General features: G+C 44.9%; 17 protein-coding genes. 11 read left to right on the forward strand and 6 right to left on the reverse strand.

Translation table 11 applies throughout. The annotated features are described in order from the left end of the window. The first annotated feature begins 63 nt into the window (after positions 1 to 63). The 8 genes from cesB (at position 64) to trhO (ending at position 6884) form a co-directional block, all read left to right on the forward strand. Complete coding sequence (gene cesB / locus AC4CV5_RS18765) at positions 64 to 948, forward strand: enantioselective carboxylesterase CesB (protein WP_373923969.1); 885 nt, start codon at positions 64 to 66, stop codon at positions 946 to 948. 198 nt (positions 949 to 1146) lie between these two features. Continuing rightward, positions 1147 to 1680: a CDP-diacylglycerol--serine O-phosphatidyltransferase gene (gene pssA, locus AC4CV5_RS18770; protein WP_166854427.1), complete on the forward strand. Its 534-nt coding sequence runs from the start codon at positions 1147 to 1149 to the stop codon at positions 1678 to 1680. Next, positions 1671 to 2159, forward strand: a complete 489-nt coding sequence (locus AC4CV5_RS18775; RefSeq protein ID WP_490923574.1) for a DedA family protein — start codon at positions 1671 to 1673, stop codon at positions 2157 to 2159. The genes pssA and AC4CV5_RS18775 overlap by 10 nt, the downstream gene beginning before the upstream one ends. Next, the gene (locus tag AC4CV5_RS18780; protein WP_490923576.1) at positions 2152 to 2943 is read left to right on the forward strand and encodes a phosphatidylserine decarboxylase; all 792 of its coding nucleotides are present in this window, start codon (positions 2152 to 2154) and stop codon (positions 2941 to 2943) included. The genes AC4CV5_RS18775 and AC4CV5_RS18780 overlap by 8 nt, the downstream gene beginning before the upstream one ends. A 54-nt stretch (positions 2944 to 2997) precedes the next feature. Then, positions 2998 to 3276 (forward strand): hypothetical protein, encoded by a 279-nt coding sequence (locus AC4CV5_RS18785; protein WP_373923970.1) that lies wholly within the window; start codon positions 2998 to 3000, stop codon positions 3274 to 3276. A gap of 104 nt (positions 3277 to 3380) precedes the next feature. Next, entirely contained in the window at positions 3381 to 4721 is a 1341-nt protein-coding gene (locus AC4CV5_RS18790) for an erythromycin esterase family protein (protein ID WP_490923578.1), read from the forward strand. 107 nt (positions 4722 to 4828) lie between these two features. Further along, positions 4829 to 5716, forward strand: coding sequence for a helix-turn-helix transcriptional regulator (locus tag AC4CV5_RS18795; protein WP_490923579.1), 888 nt, complete (start codon positions 4829 to 4831; stop codon positions 5714 to 5716). A 199-nt stretch (positions 5717 to 5915) separates the two neighbouring features. Beyond that, positions 5916 to 6884 carry an oxygen-dependent tRNA uridine(34) hydroxylase TrhO gene (gene trhO, locus AC4CV5_RS18800; RefSeq protein WP_166854421.1) on the forward strand — a complete coding sequence of 323 codons (969 nt, stop codon included), beginning with the start codon at positions 5916 to 5918 and terminating at the stop codon, positions 6882 to 6884. 37 nt (positions 6885 to 6921) lie between these two features. On the opposite strand, the gene gltP is transcribed toward trhO, so the two are convergent. From gltP to nagB, 3 genes are all read right to left on the reverse strand, one after another. Next, positions 6922 to 8166: a glutamate-aspartate/proton symporter GltP gene (gene gltP, locus AC4CV5_RS18805; RefSeq protein ID WP_490923580.1), complete on the reverse strand. Its 1245-nt coding sequence runs from the start codon at positions 8164 to 8166 to the stop codon at positions 6922 to 6924. 142 nt (positions 8167 to 8308) lie between these two features. Continuing rightward, positions 8309 to 10204: a glucose-specific PTS transporter subunit IIBC gene (gene ptsG, locus AC4CV5_RS18810; RefSeq protein WP_490923582.1), complete on the reverse strand. Its 1896-nt coding sequence runs from the start codon at positions 10202 to 10204 to the stop codon at positions 8309 to 8311. 11 nt (positions 10205 to 10215) lie between these two features. Then, entirely contained in the window at positions 10216 to 10965 is a 750-nt protein-coding gene (gene nagB, locus AC4CV5_RS18815) for a glucosamine-6-phosphate deaminase (RefSeq protein WP_166854418.1), read from the reverse strand. 218 nt (positions 10966 to 11183) lie between these two features. Here nagB and gamR point away from each other — a divergent pair, with 218 nt between their 5' ends. The 3 genes from gamR (at position 11184) to AC4CV5_RS18830 (ending at position 13480) form a co-directional block, all read left to right on the forward strand. Further along, entirely contained in the window at positions 11184 to 11891 is a 708-nt protein-coding gene (gene gamR, locus AC4CV5_RS18820; protein ID WP_166854417.1) for a transcriptional regulator GamR, read from the forward strand. Positions 11892 to 11924: 33 nt separating this feature from the next. Further along, positions 11925 to 12200: a DUF1648 domain-containing protein gene (locus AC4CV5_RS18825; protein WP_166854416.1), complete on the forward strand. Its 276-nt coding sequence runs from the start codon at positions 11925 to 11927 to the stop codon at positions 12198 to 12200. A 212-nt stretch (positions 12201 to 12412) separates the two neighbouring features. Beyond that, positions 12413 to 13480, forward strand: coding sequence for a branched-chain amino acid aminotransferase (locus AC4CV5_RS18830; protein WP_490923584.1), 1068 nt, complete (start codon positions 12413 to 12415; stop codon positions 13478 to 13480). A gap of 35 nt (positions 13481 to 13515) precedes the next feature. Here AC4CV5_RS18830 and mmuP read toward each other — a convergent pair whose 3' ends face one another. From mmuP to AC4CV5_RS18845, 3 genes are all read right to left on the reverse strand, one after another. Further along, on the reverse strand, positions 13516 to 14928 hold the full coding sequence (gene mmuP / locus AC4CV5_RS18835; protein ID WP_166854414.1) for an S-methylmethionine permease: 1413 nt from the start codon (positions 14926 to 14928) through the stop codon (positions 13516 to 13518). Between the two features lie 120 nt (positions 14929 to 15048). After that, complete coding sequence (gene mmuM / locus AC4CV5_RS18840) at positions 15049 to 15996, reverse strand: homocysteine S-methyltransferase (RefSeq protein ID WP_490923586.1); 948 nt, start codon at positions 15994 to 15996, stop codon at positions 15049 to 15051. 124 nt (positions 15997 to 16120) lie between these two features. Next, positions 16121 to 17557, reverse strand: a complete 1437-nt coding sequence (locus AC4CV5_RS18845) for an alanine/glycine:cation symporter family protein (RefSeq protein ID WP_490923588.1) — start codon at positions 17555 to 17557, stop codon at positions 16121 to 16123.

The following is a 17557-nucleotide window of genomic DNA, read 5'->3' on the forward strand; positions in this document are numbered from 1 at the left end:
CGAGACAAAAGGAGCTTTATCCTTTATTTTTATATCAATCTAACCCGGAGGAAAAAGAAGAAGATGACACAAGATTCAATGCAGCTTGCCGCGGCTGAAAGCGGTCTTCGCTTTTACCAGGCATATGATCAAAGCCTTTCTTTGTGGCCGATTGAGTCGGAAACATTCTATGTTTCTACTCGTTTTGGAAAAACACATATCATTGCAAGTGGGCCAAAGGACGCACCTTCGCTGATTTTGCTTCACGGGGGCCTTTTCAGCTCTGCTATGTGGTATCCGAATATCGCGGAGTGGAGCAGTCAATATCGTACATATGCGGTCGATATAATAGGAGACAAAAATAAAAGTATCCCATCAGCTGCTCTGGATACGAGAGCTGATTGCGCAGAATGGCTGAAAGACGTCTTTGATTCTCTTGGACTTGAGAAGGCACACCTGGCAGGCCTTTCGATTGGCGGTTCCCATATCGTGAACTTCTTGCTCCAAGCGCCTGAAAGAGTAGAGCGGGCGGTTGTTATGAGTCCTGCTGAAGCGTTTATTTCATTTCATCCGGACGTCTATAAATACGCAGCGGGGCTTACAGGATCAAGAGGAGCTAAGGCATATCTTAAATGGATTACCGATAGCCGTTATGACCTGCATCCTGTGCTGCAAACACAAATTGTGGCAGGTGTGGAATGGCAGGATGAACAAAGAAGCCTGAAGCCGACAGAAAATGGCTTTCCGTACGTGTTCACAGACCGGGATTTGAAATCGATAACAGTCCCGATACTTCTGATGTTCGGTGAGTACGAGGTCATGTACCATCAGCAAATGGCTTTAGAACGGGCTTCAGTATTGGTGCCGGGAATTCAGGCAGAAATCGTGAAGAACGCCGGACATCTGTTATCTCTGGAGCAGCCAGAGTACGTCAATCAACGCGTCTTGTCCTTTTTGAGAGGAGAATAAAATAGTAAGAAACATGAAAAGACTGACATTCATTGTTCAAAAGGTAACAAATGTTGTATAATAATAGGATTTGAGTGCTGCTTTTTTGGGGGCATTCTATGTTATCATGCTTAATAGAGAAAATTTTTCCTGTAACGCTATTCGATCCATATCGTCGAATGATATAGATGGTTTTACAATTGGAGGTTTGGTTACACTGTGAATTATATCCCCTGTATGATTACGATAGGAAACTTTACTTGCGGACTGCTGGCGATTCATTCTTTGTTATATCACAACGTTCATTCAGCAGTGCTTTTCATTTTTACCGGCATGTTTCTCGATTTCTTTGACGGGATGGCAGCACGTAAGCTGAATGCTGTTTCTGATATGGGAAAAGAACTGGATTCATTTGCCGATCTGGTGACGTTTGGTGTGGCTCCTTCTATGCTTGCGTACAGTGTCTCATTATACGCCCTTCCGTTTATCGGGATTTTATGCGCATTGACGTACAGCATTTGCGGAATGCTTCGCCTCTCTAAATTTAACATTGAGCAAAGCAAGCTCCCGACCTTTATCGGAATGCCGATTCCATTTGCGGGTATGTGTCTCGTTATTCTAAGCTTCGTCTATAACCCGATCCTGCTGGCAATTGGCACTTGCGGACTTTCTTATTTAATGGTGAGTAAAATAAAATTCCCACATTTTAAAAAACATGCGGCAGAAAACCTGGAGTCCGAGAGATGGAATTAGTTCAGCAGCTCATAGCGGATTACGGTTATATCGCTATTTTTTTGATGCTGGTTCTAGGGATTGTTGGACTGCCGATTCCAGATGAAGTAATGATGACCGTTGTTGGTTACTTCACGCATACTGACGTGCTGAATTATGAGCTTTCAATTTTGATCAGCTTTGTCGGGGCTTTGTTAGGTATGCTGATCAGCTACATGATCGGCAGAAAAGCCGGGCGCCCGTTTATCGACAAGTACGGCAAGTGGGTCGGATTAAAAGAAAAGAGAATGATGAAGGTAGAGAAATGGATGAATAAATACGGTCCATATTCTCTTATTTTAGGTTATTTCATTCCCGGCGTCAGACATGTAACGTGTTACTTTTCGGGTATCGGCAAAATGAACCTGAAAACGTATATTGCGTTTGCGGCAATCGGCGCCTTTTTATGGTGCTTTGTTTTTATTACAATCGGAAGGGTTATAGGGATTATTCATGTTTAATACGGCTGTAAAGATTCTGTATCGATCATTGATAGAGCTGACGAATCATCGACTGTCATCCTATCTGATTAAAGGATTTTGCGAGTCTAAAATCAGCAAACCGGTCATTCCGCTTTTCTCAAAGCATTTTCGGCTAAATTGGGATGATGTAGACGGTTCGGCCGCTGATTACGGTTCGCTGTCCGAATTGTTCATTCGACATATTAATTTGGAGCGGCGCCCTGTTTCAAAAGAGGCGCACGCGGTGGTCAGCCCTGTTGACGGGGTGGTTCAGACGGTAGGAACAATCAACCCGAATCAAACCTTTACCGTAAAGGGGAAAGATTACTCTTTCGCTGAGCTGACCGGCTGTAAAAGAGCAGACCATCAATTCAACGGGGGGTACTTTGTCGTTTTGTATTTAAGCCCGCGGCATTATCACCGTTTTCATTCCCCGATCAGCTGCAGGTATCAAAAGCTGGCCGAGCTCGGAAATCGCTCATACCCTGTAAATCAATTAGGGTTAAAATACGGAAAAGATGTGCTGTCGAAAAATTACCGGTTTGTGTACGAGCTGAATAGCGGCACTCGAAATGTCCTGATGATCCCTGTCGGCGCGATGAATATTAATTCTATCGTGCAGACGAGTACACGGAACGAGCTGGAGATCGGCGAAGAGCTAGGATACTTTTCATTCGGCTCAACCGTCATTTTGATTTTTGAAAAAGACGCGTTCCAGCCGTCCGCCAATTTAACAGAAGGCCAAGAAGTCCAAGTCGGTGAACTGATAGGTTACGAAGAGTAAAAAGAGGAGCTCGCATAAACGCAGCACCTCTTTTTTTGAAGAAAGGTGAAACTCATGGAAAAACAAATCATCAGCTGGATCACAGATTATCAAAGCACCGGAGATGAAGCCGTCCTGCGGCAAGTGCGGGAAGCGTGCTGGCCAATTGTTGAAGCGGTTCTGCAAGAGAAGGCAAAGGATGAAGAGCAAGCGAGTGATTTACGTGAGAAAGGAATCGAGCGGTTTCCGTTCATTATCGGCAAATACCAGACGGACGTGCAGCTTCCGGTCGAGACATTTTTACGAAATACGTATCGGTTTTACTTTCATCAGGTGATGAGAGGATCCACCTAAAGCTTCTATTAATAGAGAAGCTTTTTTTGTTGGTGAAAAAAGGAAACTTTTTCTGTATCAATCTCGTAATTACTAGAGAACCTTGCAGAAAAGGAGAGATAGAATTGAAACGAATGATAGTGAAAACGGCTCTGCCCCTGCTGATTGTCTGTCTGGTGTTTACTTCTTTTTCAGCATCCGCCCGAGCTGATTCGGAAGAAAAACATTGGAATCGCTGGATTGAACAACATGCACATCCACTGGATTCTACCGATGACTCAAACAAAGACCTTCGATTTCTAAAGAAGGTGCTGAAAGGAAAACGAATCGTTCAGTTAGGGGAAACCACACACGGCGCTGGTGAAATCAATGCAACAAAGGTCCGTATGATCAAATACCTTCACGAAGAACTGGGATATGATGTATTAGCCTTTGAGTCTGACTTTACTGATACAAATGCATCCTACCTCAATACGGAGCAATCCACCTCTAAGAGCACGATGAAAAAATCCATTTACCCCGTATGGCACACAGAAGATGTTGTTGAACTGTTTGATTATATGAAAGAGCAAAAAGAGAAAGGCGATCCGCTCATCCTCACTGGATTTGATATTCAAAGCCTCAAGAATTCATTTGACGATGCTGCGAATCAATGGGTAAAGGCGGTAGACCCTGAAAAAGCTGAGCTGCTTTCCCAATCAGAAAATGACTTTTCATCATTGGTGACAGACAGCAGTACGTTTGAAGAATTTACGCAAAAGAAGGAAGCGCTTGTGAAAAACTATCAGGAGCTTATCAAGTTCGCTGAAACACATGCTTCAGCGCTTAAAGCGCACCTTCCGAAAGAGCCAAAGGCTTATGAGATCTTTATGCATTCCCTTCAGCTGAGAATTGACGTCATGGAAACATACATGCTAGAACAAATGAAAGAAAAGCTAGAGGATTATCCGGAGAATATTGAGGATTTTTCATTCTTTATGAGAGACCGCATGATGGCTGAACAATTTCAGTGGGTTGCGGAAACCCTTTATCCAAAAAAGAAAATCATCGTCTGGGGCCACAATTATCATCTTCGCAAGCAGAATACCAAAATGATAAAGGACTGGGTACAGCTAAACGGACCTAACATGGGTGATTATTTGCCGGAGTGGCTGAAAAAACAAGCTTATACGATTGGAATCTACGCTTACTCAGGTGCGAGTCTAGATAGCTCCGATAATAAGACGGTTAAGCCGGTCACTAGCCCGCCGCCACCAGGGAGTCTCGAAGCTTTGCTGAAAGCTGCGGACCATCCAGCTGTCTTTGTTGATTTTCTCCATACCAAAAACAAGAAAGGCACTTCGTGGATGTATACCCCGCGAACAGCACTCTATTGGGGATTCATGGAAGAGCAGATGATCTTAAGGGAACAATATGACGGTGTCATTTGGCTGGAGCATATTACGCCAGCTGTCATTATTAAGTGAGCGGTGTCCCCTGTGGTAAACAGGGGATTTTTACATATCGCAAAAATAATCAAAACATATAAGCCGTGATCCATTATTCTAAAACAGAAAGGAGATTGAAGCGTGCAATGTATTATGAAAAAGCTGTCCAGAAAACGATCGATTGGATTGAATCACATTTACATGAGCAAATATCAAATGAGGATATTGTAAACGTTTCAGGCTTTTCAAAGTTCCATTTTCATCGCATTTTTCAAAAAGAAGTCGGCGTGTCGGTTGCTTCTTATATTCGGTTAAGACGTCTTGCAAATGCAGCGGCAGCTTTGCTTTATACAGATCTTCGTATTATTGATATTGCTTTGTATTATCAGTTTGAATCTCAAGAATCATTTACGAGGACGTTCAAAAAGCTGTATCACATGCCGCCTGGAGCATATCGAACATTTATGAAGCGATTTACTTCAAAAAAGGAGGAATCTTGCATGGAGAAAAAAATGAAGGGCTGGGTATTGAGCGGGAGCCATCCGTTCCAATTCGAAATGGGGGTTGACCGGGAAAATGTACATCAGGGAAAAGCTTCAGGGTATTTAAAATCAACGATGGTGCAGGATATCGGTGAATTTGCGACGATGATGCAGCAATTTAAAGCAGATCGTTATTTAGGAAAAAGGCTTCGTCTATCAAGTTTTATCAAAACAAAAGAAGTGCAGCATTTTGCCTCACTTTGGATGCGGGTTGACAGTGCTGCTGATGATGTTCTCCAATTTGATAATATGAGCAACAGACCTATTACGGGAACAACCAATTGGAATCATTATGCTATCGTTCTCGATGTCCCTGAAAATAGCGCTGTGATATCTTTTGGTGTCCAATTATCTGGGCCGGGTCAGGTGTGGATGGATCATGTTGTTTTTGAAGAGGTAGATGAGAGCATTCCTTCAACAAACCTTGAAATGCCGGGAGAACTTTTAGATGAGCCGATAAATTTAACTTTTGAAGAGGAACTATTAAAATAGTTTTCAGATAACTACTTTTATTAGTAAGTTAATGGAAAATACCATTATTTATGAATGAACCCTTGTGCCGCGTGGGTTTGTAAGAGCTTGGATATTTTTATCAGTCTGTGCGGATATGTTCATCTTTGCGGCATTTTCCTGTATGATATAGTAAGAGTGTGCATAGCAACTAACTATAATTGAACAGGGTGTTTAAATCATGGAAAAACAATACAGAGTATTACTTTACTATAAATATGTTCCGATTGAAGATCCAGAGGCGTTTAGAGAGCAGCATCTGGCTTTTTGTAAGGAGCTTGGTTTGTTAGGCCGTATCCTTGTTTCTGCTGAAGGAATTAACGGTACGGTATCAGGTACGGTTGAGCAGACTGAAAAATATATGCAAACAATGAAAGCTGACCCTCGTTTTGCGGACATGGTATTTAAAATTGATGAAGAAGAGAATCATACGTTCAAAAAAATGTTTGTCCGTCATAAAAAAGAGCTTGTAACGCTTCGTCTGGAAGATGATGTGAATCCGAATGAAACAACAGGACAGCATTTAAAGCCTGCAGAATTTTATGAGAAAATGCAGGATCCAAACACAATTGTGCTCGACGCACGTAACGATTACGAGTATGACCTTGGCCATTTCAGAGGCGCTGTCCGTCCTGACATCGAAGCCTTCCGTGAATTGCCTGAATGGATCGAAGAAAACAAAGATATGCTTGAAGGCAAAAAGATTTTAACGTACTGCACGGGCGGCGTGCGCTGTGAAAAATTCTCAGGCTGGCTGATGAAGCAAGGCTTTGAAGATGTATCACAGCTTGACGGCGGAATCGTGACATACGGAAAAGATCCTGAGGTGCAAGGCAAACTTTGGGACGGCCAGTGCTACGTCTTCGATGAAAGAATCAGCGTACCTGTCAACCGTGTCGAGCATGTGATTGTCGGAAAAGACTACTTTACAGGTGAACCGTGTGAGCGTTATGTGAACTGCGCAAATCCATCTTGCAACAAAAAAATGATATGCACACCGGAAAATGAGTATAAATATATGCGCAGCTGCAGCCACGAATGCCGCACGAACCCAAGAAACCTGTATGTTTCAGAGCACAACATGACAGAGGAAGAAGTAAACGCAAGACTGGCAGTGATTGAAAAAGAAGATCACGCTGCTGCTGAATAATCGAAAGAACACCTCAGGAACGAGGTGTTCTTTTTTTCTATATGTTTTCGGTTTGTCCGTTTGCGGAGGCCCATTCTTTTTGGCGGAAGGCCTTTTCCCATTTTGACACCACGATACATGCCATCGCATGCCCCGGTACGTTCACGCCTGTTCTCGCCATGTCCATGACACGGTCAACGCCCGCAATAATAGCAACGCCTTCAGCAGGAAGCCCTACAGCATTGGCAGTCGCCAGAAGTACAACAAGTGAGCCCGACGGAACAGCTGCAATGCCTTTACTGGTCATGACAAGCACAAGCATCATGAGCAGCTGTTGGGACAATGTCATGTCTACATGAAAGGACTGCGCCAGAAAAATACAGGAAACTGATAAATATAAGCTGGAGCCGTCACAGTTCAGTGACAAGCCGGAGGGAACGACAAATGATACCACTCGTTTCGGGCAGCCGTATTTCTCCATTCTGTCCATCAGCTGGGGGAGAATGGTTTCGGTGCTGGTGGTGGAAAACGCGATCAAAAACAGATCCCATATCATTTTTAACACTTCGAAATACTTAATATGAAAGATGAGACCGACTAACGGAAAGAGGACAAAGAGGATCAGGAACAGACCAAGGAATACTGTGCCAACCAGTTTAAACATAGGGAGGAGGAGTTCGATGCCATATTGGCCTACAGAGGCTGCCATCAGAGCTAACACGCCAATAGGAGCAGTCACCATAACCATTTGCGTGAGTTTGAACATGATTTGAGCGGTGGATTCAAAGAAATTCATAACTGGTTCAGAGGCTTTGCCAATGCCGGCCGCGGCGACACCAAACAAAATTGCAAAGAAAATAACGGCAAGCAAATCATTTCTTGCCATGACATCAATAATGTTTGTAGGGATAATATCGAGGATCATTTGTTTGAAATCAACAACTTTGTCTGTGTAGCCGGATAGTTCATTGATATCCTTTTTCGCCAAATGGGAGAGGTTAAGCCCGACACCCGGTTTTAAGACATTCGCTAATACAAGTCCAAGCGCCAATACCAACGTGGTAATCACTTCAAACCAAATGATTGTCTTGATACCGAGGCTGCCCATTTTTTTCATGCTTCCGCTTCCTGCGGCTCCGATGACAATGGTAGAAAACACAATCGGCACGACAATCATTTTAATCAAACGGATAAACCCGTCTCCGACAGGCCTCAGTGCCATCCCGAAATCAGGAAAAAAGTGGCCGGCCACTGCGCCGACAGCCAAAGCGATTAAGATTTGGAACGCGATCAATTTTTTCAAATGAATCCCCCTTTTCATGATGATAGGATGAGGCATATTCATACCATTCGTGAATTAAATGAAAGCACCTTATTTCAAATTTTATTTTGATAGCGCTTTCATTATGTTGGCGAAAAAGTCCCCCGCAGCAGGGGGGACTTTTTTACTTCATTTGAATGTGCTTCATATCTTCTTCAGATGCATTTGTGAAAATAACCGGTGTCACAGCGGAAACGGCATGCTGCTTGATGTAATCGAGATTAAATGTAAGAAGCAGTTCGCCTTGTTTGACGGCTTGTCCGCTCGTGACATAGGTTTCAAAGCCTTCCCCATTCAATTTGACGGTATCAATGCCGACATGAATTAGGATTTCGATGCCACCGGCGCTCATAAAGCCGATGGCGTGCTTCGTCGGAAAAATGGAGACAATTTCGCCGTCGGCAGGGGCAATGACTTTTCCTTCCGATGGATCAATCGCAAACCCCTCGCCCATCATTTTTTCTGAAAAGACTTGATCAGGCACGTCTGTCAGAGAGACCGTTTCTCCTTTGAGTGGATAAATAAAAGTCTCTTCGGAAAAAGGCTTTTGCTGTTTGTTAGTCTCTGTATCCAGCGCGGCGGCGGTGTCAGGGACGCCTCCGACCATAATCGTTTTGATGTCGTCTTTTAAGGCATCGGATTTTGTTCCGAATATCGCCTGAAAGTTGTTGTTGATTTCGAGCACGCCTACTGCGCCTAGCCGTTTTAATTCATCCTTGCTGACTTGGCTCGGCTGATGAACGGTCACACGAAGCCTTGTAATACAAGCGTCAAGGTTGGCGATATTTTGCTGTCCGCCCAAGGCCTGCAGCACATGAAAGGCAAGCTGGTCTTTTGCTACAGGAGCTTTTGCCTCAGTCTGATCGGCTTCATCTGTTTCACGGCCGGGTGTTTTCAAATTCCATTTCAAAATCGCAAATCGGAACAAATAATAATAAATGAATGCAAACACGATCCCGACAGGAATGACAACCCAGCCGTTTGTCGACAGCCCGTAGTTCAAGACGTAGTCGATTCCGCCGCCTGAGAACGTATAGCCGTGGCGCACGTGGAATAAATCACAAACGACAAAGATAACGCCGGCAAGAATAGAGTTAATCAAATAAAGCACGGGTGCAACGAATAAGAAAGAAAACTCAACAGGCTCTGTAATGCCTGTCAGCATAGATGTGAGCGCCGCAGAAATCATCACGCCGGAGATCATTTTTTTCTTTTCCGGACGCGCGGTATGGATAATGGCAAGAGCAACTGCCGGCAGACAGAAAATCATGTAAGGAAAATCTCCCATCATAAAGCGCCCGGCTGTCGGGTCTCCTGCGAAAAACCTCGTCAGATCGCCGGTTACGGTGCTGCCTGTTGACGGGTCTGTGTATTCTCCCATCATAAAATAGAAAGGTGTATAAAAAATATGATGCAGGCCAAAAGGAATCAGCAAACGATAGATCGTTGCATAAAAGAACAGGCCGACCGTTGAATCGGCAATTAAACTGCTGGCAGCGTTAATTCCGTTTTGGATCAGCGGCCAAACAATTGAGAAAATCACGCCGATTCCCAATGAACTGATTGAAGTAATAATCGGGACAAACCGTTTTCCTGAGAAAAATCCAAGGACCGGATGCAGCTCGATTGATGAAAAACGTTTATATAAATAGGCGGCAAGAAGTCCGATAATGATGCCTCCGAATACCCCCATATCAATCAGGTGCTCGGCCCCTTCATAAGGAAGCTGAAGGCCGAGTAATTTTCCCATGTTGTCGAGGGTGACGGTCAAAATTAAATATCCGATGACAGCGGCAAGTCCGGCTACACCCTCTCCGCCAGCTAAACCGATTGCGACCCCCACGGCGAAAATAAGCGGCAGGTTATCGAAAACAACGCCGCCCGCATCCTTTATAATGGGGATGTTCAGTAAATCCTTGTCACCGAAACGAAGCAAAAGACCGGCTGCCGGCAGAACGGCAACCGGAGTCATCAACGCGCGGCCAAGCTGCTGCAGAATTTGAAATGCCTTTTTAAACATGATAGTCTCCTTTATGAGTATGATGCTTTCTTAAGTTTTTGAGCTGCTTTTTGATCGGCGATAACGGTTACATAATTGTGTTTTTGAAGAATGGAGGCTGGTACATCTGTCGTGACAGGGCCTTCTACCATTTTTTGAATGGCATCTGCTTTTCCCTCGCCGCTTGCTAAAAGCACAATATGTTTGCTGAATTCCATGATGGTTTTAATGCCCATTGAAATTGCAAGTCTTGGTACCAGGACAGCATCACCGCCGAAGAATCTGGCATTTGCCTGTATTGTGCTTTCTGACAGCTTAACAATTCGAGTCCGATCCTCAAAATCAGATCCGGGTTCATTAAAACCGATATGGCCATTGGCGCCGATGCCTAGGATTTGAACATCAATGCCTCCCGCCTGACGGATGAGATCCTCGTACACCTTGCATTCAGCCTCAAGCTGCGGATTGTCTCCTTGTGGGATATGGATATGGCCAGGCTGCATATTGATATGCTGAAAAAGATGTTCGTGCATAAAATGGTTATAACTTTGCGGATGAGATGGAGAGAGCCCAGCATATTCATCTAAATTAAATGTAGTAACCTTTGAAAAATCGATTTCGCCTGCCTGAAAGTCTGAAATCAGCTGCTTATACAAGCCGACCGGCGTGCTTCCTGTTGCCAGCCCGAGAACAGAATCTTTCTTAGCCTGTATCTGCTCTTTAATAATGTTAGCGCTTAACTTACAGAGTTCTTCATAGTGATCGGCGATAATAATCTTCATGTGACACCCCCTCAAAGAGATAGACAAGCACCATATTTGTTATAATCAATTTATGATAGTTGTCATTACGAATTTAGCACCACCCTCATCAAACTGTCAATATAAATTTCTGAAAATTTGTTATAAAAGCAGGATACAAATCTTTCGTATTTGGAGGGCAAGTGGTATGATGGTCTCAATCAAAAAGAACGGTTTACATACAGAATGGGGAGAATGAAATGACAGCTTTATATTCTGTTATCAAGTTTAAAATCATTGAATTAATTAAGTCGGGCAAATATCAGTCGAATGATCAGCTGCCGACGGAGAGCGAGTTTTGCGAACAATATGATGTCAGCAGAACAACTGTGAGACTGGCTCTGCAACAGCTTGAGCTTGAGGGATATATTAAGAGAATTCAAGGAAAAGGAACATTTGTATCGGCGGCAAAAATACAAACGCCGATTCCGCACAAGATTACGAGCTTTGCAGAACAAATGAGAGGTTTGCGTTCTGAATCAAAAGTGCTTGAACTTGTGGTGATCCCTGCTGATCACTCCATTGCCGAGCTTTTGAAAATGAAAGAGAATGAACCTGTTAACAAGCTTGTCAGAGTCAGATACGCCGAGGGGGAGCCCTTGCAGTATCACACCTCATATATTCCTTGGAAAGCGGCACCGGGGCTGGTGCAGGAAGAGTGCACCGGCTCGTTGTTTGAACTGTTAAGAACAAAATACAATATTGAAATCAGCAGGGGCACGGAATCGATCGAGCCAATTTTAACGGATGAAACGATCAGCGGCCACTTGTTAACCAACGTCGGAGCGCCTGCGTTTTTATCAGAATCCCTGACCTATGATAAAAATGAAGATGTGGTGGAATATGCGCAAATTATTACACGGGGAGACCGAACGAAATTCACCGTAGAACAGTCATATCATTCATAAAGCAATGCGTTTTAAGAAAGGAATGGTGGTTCTATGTTTTTATTGACGAATGGAAAAGTGCTGTGGGGGGCTGTCATTGCTGCTTTCATCCTTTCAATCGTGTTTTACCCGTTTCTGCCGGCGGAGATGCCGATTCATTATGATGGAACGAACAGTCCGGATATGACGGTTAACAAGCTGGCGGGGATAGTGATACTTCCTGTTTTGATGGTGGTGTTTGCATGGGCACAGAAGATCAATTGGCAATTTGTGATTGCGGTGTATATTTTGCTGATTTGCCATATTGCCGTCCTTTATTTAGCAATCTAAATCAGACAGCCGGAATGAATCTGGCTGTTTTTCTTTTATTTCATCTTCATTTGACAATGAATGTGGTGTATAATAGCTGATGATCCTAAAGAATATTCTGAAATTTAAAGGTGTGGAGCGGCGTATAATCAAAGAAGAGGCTGTATACTTTTTTTAGTTTTAAAAAGACTGAATATTTAAACAATTACGTTGTGAAAGGTGTGCTGATTAGATTGAATAAGCTTATTGAACGAGAAAAAACTGTATTTCATAAGGAAAAGCCCGACCCGTCATCCTTGGAATTCGGGAAGTATTTTACAGATTATATGTTTGTGATGGATTATGAAGAGGGAATGGGCTGGTACCATCCGAGAATTGAACCGTACGCGCCGCTTACGTTAGATCCGTCTTCATCTGTTTTTCACTACGGCCAGGCTGTCTTTGAAGGATTAAAAGCGTACAGAACGGAAGATGGCAGGGTGCTGCTGTTCCGCCCGGATCAAAATATCAAAAGGCTGAACAGATCTTGTGAGCGCATGAGTATGCCTCCTTTAGACGAAGAGCTAGTGCTTGAGGCATTAACTCAATTAGTTGAGCTGGAGAAAGATTGGGTTCCAAACGAAAAGGGAACGTCACTGTATATTCGTCCGTTTGTCATTGCCACAGAACCGAGTCTCGGTGTGAAGGCATCCAAAAGCTATACATTTATGATCGTGCTTTCTCCTGTCGGCTCCTATTATGGTGATCAGCTGAAGCCGGTGAGAATCTATGTCGAAGATGAGTACGTGCGGGCGGTGAACGGCGGAGTCGGAAGTGCAAAAACGTCCGGAAACTACGCGGCCAGCCTTCAGGCGCAGCGGAAGGCGAATGAACTGGGCTATGACCAGGTGCTGTGGCTGGACGCCATTGAAAAGAAATACGTGGAAGAAGTGGGGAGCATGAACATCTTTTTCGTCATTAACGGGGAAGCTGTCACACCGGCTTTAAGCGGAAGTATTTTAAGCGGAGTTACACGTGCGTCTGCGATTGAACTGATTCGTAGCTGGGGCATTACGGTTCGAGAAGAGAGAGTTTCAATTGATGAGATTTATGCGGCGTCTGCACGCGGCGAATTGACAGAGGCCTTCGGCACGGGTACGGCGGCGGTCGTTACGCCTGTCGGTGAACTGAATATTCATGGTAAAACGGTGATTGTCAACGACGGAAAAATCGGGGATATCTCGAAAAAGCTGTATGAAACGCTAACAAATATTCAGCTTGGAAAAGTGAAGGGCTCGTTCAACTGGACGGTGGAAGTTTGAAGATGAAAAAGAACCTGCTTGGAGGCAGGTTCTTTTTATTTTGAATGAGTCATATCAGCAGGCGGCTGGCTTTTGCGGTTTTTCGCATAATACACTGCATAGCAGATGGCCATAAACGGAATGCCGCAATACAGTGCGATTCTTTGATTTGGATCAAAGGCAATGCCGATGACGGATGCCAGGCATAGCAGGAACGCGGCAATTGGCACGAACGGATACCAAGGGGTGCGGTATTTCAAATCGGCGACCTTGTTTCCCGCTTCAATATAACGTTTTCTGAACATGAATTGAGAAGCGGCGATTCCCATCCATACAACAACGACCGCAAAACCGGAAATCGACACGAGCACAACGTATACCGTGTCCGGCGCAAATACGCTGGACAGCAATGATAGAATGCCGCCGATCATACTGAATATCAGCGCGTTAAACGGGGTTCCTTTTGATGTCAGCTTTGCAAATGTCGGGTGAAGCGTTTTTTCTTTTGATAAAGACCACAGCATCCGGGAAGAAGCGTAAAGCCCGGAATTAGCCGCTGACAGGATCGCTGTCAAGATGACAAAGTTCATGATATCGGCTGCATACGGGACACCGACTCTGTCAAAGACCGCGACAAACGGGCTTTTGATGACGCCTGCATCTTGGATCGGAATCAGCCCTGACAGCACAAAAATCGTTCCGACAAAAAAGAGTGAAAGACGCCAGACCGTTGTTTTAATTGCTTTTGGTATCGTCTTGTCGGGATCAACGCTTTCTCCGGCGGCGATTCCGATCAGTTCAGTTCCCGAGAAGGCAAAATTGACGGACAGCATTGTCATCAAAATCGGGACAAATCCATTTGGAAAGAGCCCGCCTTCCGCTGTGAAGTTGGACAGCATCGGAGCAGCTTCTTCGCCTTGAATCGGGATGATGCCGAACATGGCAGAGCCGCCTAAAAGAATAAACAATATAATGGCTAATACTTTGATGCTGGAAAACCAAAATTCTGATTCAGCGAAAAACTTGACTGAAAATGCGTTCAGCAAGAAAATGAACACCGCAAAGACGGCACTCCACATCCAAACGGACGTATGGGGGAACCAGCGCTGCATTAACAGGCCGGCTGCGGTGAATTCTGATCCTAATGCTACAGTCCATGTCAGCCAGTACAGCCAAGCGACCGTAAATCCGGTGCCCGGCCCTATGTATTTGGCTGCATAGGTGTGAAAGGCGCCCGTGACAGGCATGGCTACTGACAGCTCACCGAGGCACAGCATGACCAAATAGACGATGCCGGCGCCGACTAAGTAGGCGAGTATCGTTCCTGCTGGGCCTGCCTGCTGAATGGTATAGCCCGAGCTTAAAAACAGTCCGGTTCCGATGACACCCCCTAAGGAAAGCATAAAGAGGTGCCGGCTTTTCATACTTCTCTGAAAGTTTGTCTCATTCTTGTTGTGGGCAGATTTCATCTTTTTCCAACTTTCTATCGGCGATTTATTTCCTACCTAATAAAAAGTCTCATGTCAGCGAGTGACACGAGACTCCGGCGAACCGGCTTTTAGATAGAATATACAAACAATTCCGATAAGTCAAGTTGTTTTTAAAGAGCGCGCCCAAGCCGCAATTTCTTTAATATCTTCAGGTTTTGTCCGGCAGCAGCCGCCAATCAGCTTCGCTCCTTTTTCATGCCAAGTGCGGGCGCTTTGTCCGTAAGGTTCTGCACATGCTGCGCCGTTCCACGTTTTTGTCTCCGGATCATATTGCTCGCCTGAATTTGGGTAGACGGTGATCGGTTTAGATGTGTGCTTTTTTAACTTTTCTATTAAAGAAGGGATATGCTGAAGCGGCGTGCAGTTGATGCCGATCGCTGCAATTTGGCGGTGCTCATCAAGCCATGATGCGCAGTCAGCCGCAGGTGTTCCGTCACTGATATGCAGGCCGTCTTTTGCACTGAAGCTGATCCAAGCATACGTTTCAGGAAATTCCTTCAACAGCCGCACAATCGCTTTTGCTTCGGTCAGACATGGAATCGTTTCGCATGCCAAAACATCAGCTCCGGCTTCGATTAGCGCTTTCATGCGGGGGCGATGAAAATCAACAAGTTCATCCTCTGAGATTCCGTAGTGACCGCGATACTCAGACCCGTCTGCAAGATAAGCACCATAAGGTCCTACAGAAGCAGCAATGATTGGTTTTGGCCGATTCGGACGGTTCTCTTCAAGTGACCAAAATTCATCACGTGCTTCAGCTGCGATGCTGACGGACATCTCGATGAGCCGGCGTGCTTCCGCTTCGCTCAGCCCGCGTGCAGCAAAGCCTTCAAACGTAGACTGATAGCTGGCGGTGATCGCACAGTCGGCGCCTGCCACGAAATAATCAGTATGAACTTGTTTAATCAGGTGTGGCTCTTCCATCAGGATTTTTGCCGACCATAGACTGTCGTTCAAATCACAGCCCTTGCGTTCAAGCTCAGTCGCCATGGCGCCGTCTAGCACAATAAGCGGGTATGTATCTAGTATGTGTTGGATAGGGTTCATAGAATGTACCGATGCCTTCTTTCAGATTTTTTGAAAAAGATATGAAAATCGTAATGGAGGTTTACGTGTTTGTCAATAAACGCAAAAGGGAAAGGTGTTCAGCCGTATGTCTGAACACCCTTTTTTATGATATTTGTTTGTTGTTTGTGTCAGCCTGTGTCTCAGAAAGCGGCCAGCATTCAATGCCATTGTGGTTTTTGAGTACACTTTTATAAAAGACCGGATCTTTGCCTGCTTTTTTCTGGCGTGTATAGTCTTGGAGCGCCGCAAAAACGACTTTTGATAATAAGAAAATCGCGATTAAATTCACGACGACCATCAGGCCCATGAACAAATCAGCCAGATCCCAGACGAGCTGGACTTTGGCAACACAGCCAAACACAATCATCGCCAGCACGCCGATACGGTAGACAAAAATCAATTTTTTGCTTTTGTTCAAAAAGCCGATATTGGTTTCGCCATAATAATAGTTCCCGATTAAAGCACAGAAACCGAATAACAAAATCAGAATGGCGAGAAAGCCTGATGCCCAAGATCCGACATGGGAGCTCAGAGAGGCTTGTGTCAACGCGATTCCGCTCAGTCCCGGAGTATGGTAGGCATCTGAAAACAGGATGATAAAAGCGGTGCTTGTACAAATGATTAGTGTATCTGACAGGACACCAAGCGCTTGAATCAGCCCCTGTTTGACAGGATGGCTTGTCGTTGCAGTGGCAGCGGCATTCGGTGCGCTTCCCATTCCCGCTTCGTTTGAAAAGATTCCCCGTCTGACACCCTGCATTAACGCCGCTCCCAAAGCGCCGCCAGCAGCCTGGTCAAAACCAAACGCATTTTTCACGATGAGCGCGATTACGTCCGGCAGCTGCGTAATATTGGTGAAAATCACGAAAAACGCAACTCCGATATACAGAACAGCCAATACGACGACAATGGATTCAGCCAGTTTCGCAATGCGCTTTACACCGCCGAAAATAATCGTGCCGAACACAGCAATTAAAATGAGCCCCAAAGTCAGGCGGTTTGTGCCGAACGCATTTTCAAAGGCGAGGCTGACTGTATTTGATTGAACCGAGTTAAAGACGATACCGAACGATAAGGTAATTAACACTGCGAAAAGCGCGCCCATCCACCTTTTGTTCAACCCTTTTTCCATGTAGTAAGCCGGACCCCCGCGGAAGCCGTTTGCATCTTTTACTTTATAAATCTGAGCCAGTGTGCTTTCCACGAAGCTTGATGCTGATCCGATAATGGCGATAATCCACATCCAAAAGATTGCGCCTGGTCCGCCGAGAGCAATGGCGATGGCAATGCCTGTAATATTTCCCGTTCCGACACGGGCGGCCATGCTGATGCAAAACGCTTGGAACGGAGAAATGCTGTTTTTCGACCGGGAAGCAGCACCTTCTCTTAATACCCTGACCATTTCTTTCAGCATCCGAACCTGTAAAAACTTAAGCCTGAACGTAAAATAGATTCCCAGAGAAAGGAGCAAAACAATTAATAGCTTTGACCACAAAAAATCATTTGCGATACCGACGATATGTTCCAGGATTTGCTGCAT

It is taken from the genome of Bacillus sp. NS1 (assembly GCF_058248265.1).

Coding starts and splice junctions, on each gene's coding strand:
- AC4CV5_RS18845 (WP_490923588.1), bottom strand. CDS start 17,557: ATGCAGCAAATCCTGGAACATATCGTCGGTATCGCAAATGATTTTTTG.
- AC4CV5_RS18825 (WP_166854416.1), top strand. CDS start 11,925: ATGTTTTTATTGACGAATGGAAAAGTGCTGTGGGGGGCTGTCATTGCT.
- ptsG (WP_490923582.1), bottom strand. CDS start 10,204: ATGTTTAAAAAGGCATTTCAAATTCTGCAGCAGCTTGGCCGCGCGTTG.
- mmuP (WP_166854414.1), bottom strand. CDS start 14,928: ATGAAATCTGCCCACAACAAGAATGAGACAAACTTTCAGAGAAGTATG.
- cesB (WP_373923969.1), top strand. CDS start 64: ATGACACAAGATTCAATGCAGCTTGCCGCGGCTGAAAGCGGTCTTCGC.
- AC4CV5_RS18775 (WP_490923574.1), top strand. CDS start 1,671: ATGGAATTAGTTCAGCAGCTCATAGCGGATTACGGTTATATCGCTATT.
- trhO (WP_166854421.1), top strand. CDS start 5,916: ATGGAAAAACAATACAGAGTATTACTTTACTATAAATATGTTCCGATT.
- mmuM (WP_490923586.1), bottom strand. CDS start 15,996: ATGAACCCTATCCAACACATACTAGATACATACCCGCTTATTGTGCTA.
- gamR (WP_166854417.1), top strand. CDS start 11,184: ATGACAGCTTTATATTCTGTTATCAAGTTTAAAATCATTGAATTAATT.
- AC4CV5_RS18785 (WP_373923970.1), top strand. CDS start 2,998: ATGGAAAAACAAATCATCAGCTGGATCACAGATTATCAAAGCACCGGA.
- AC4CV5_RS18780 (WP_490923576.1), top strand. CDS start 2,152: ATGTTTAATACGGCTGTAAAGATTCTGTATCGATCATTGATAGAGCTG.
- nagB (WP_166854418.1), bottom strand. CDS start 10,965: ATGAAGATTATTATCGCCGATCACTATGAAGAACTCTGTAAGTTAAGC.
- AC4CV5_RS18795 (WP_490923579.1), top strand. CDS start 4,829: ATGTATTATGAAAAAGCTGTCCAGAAAACGATCGATTGGATTGAATCA.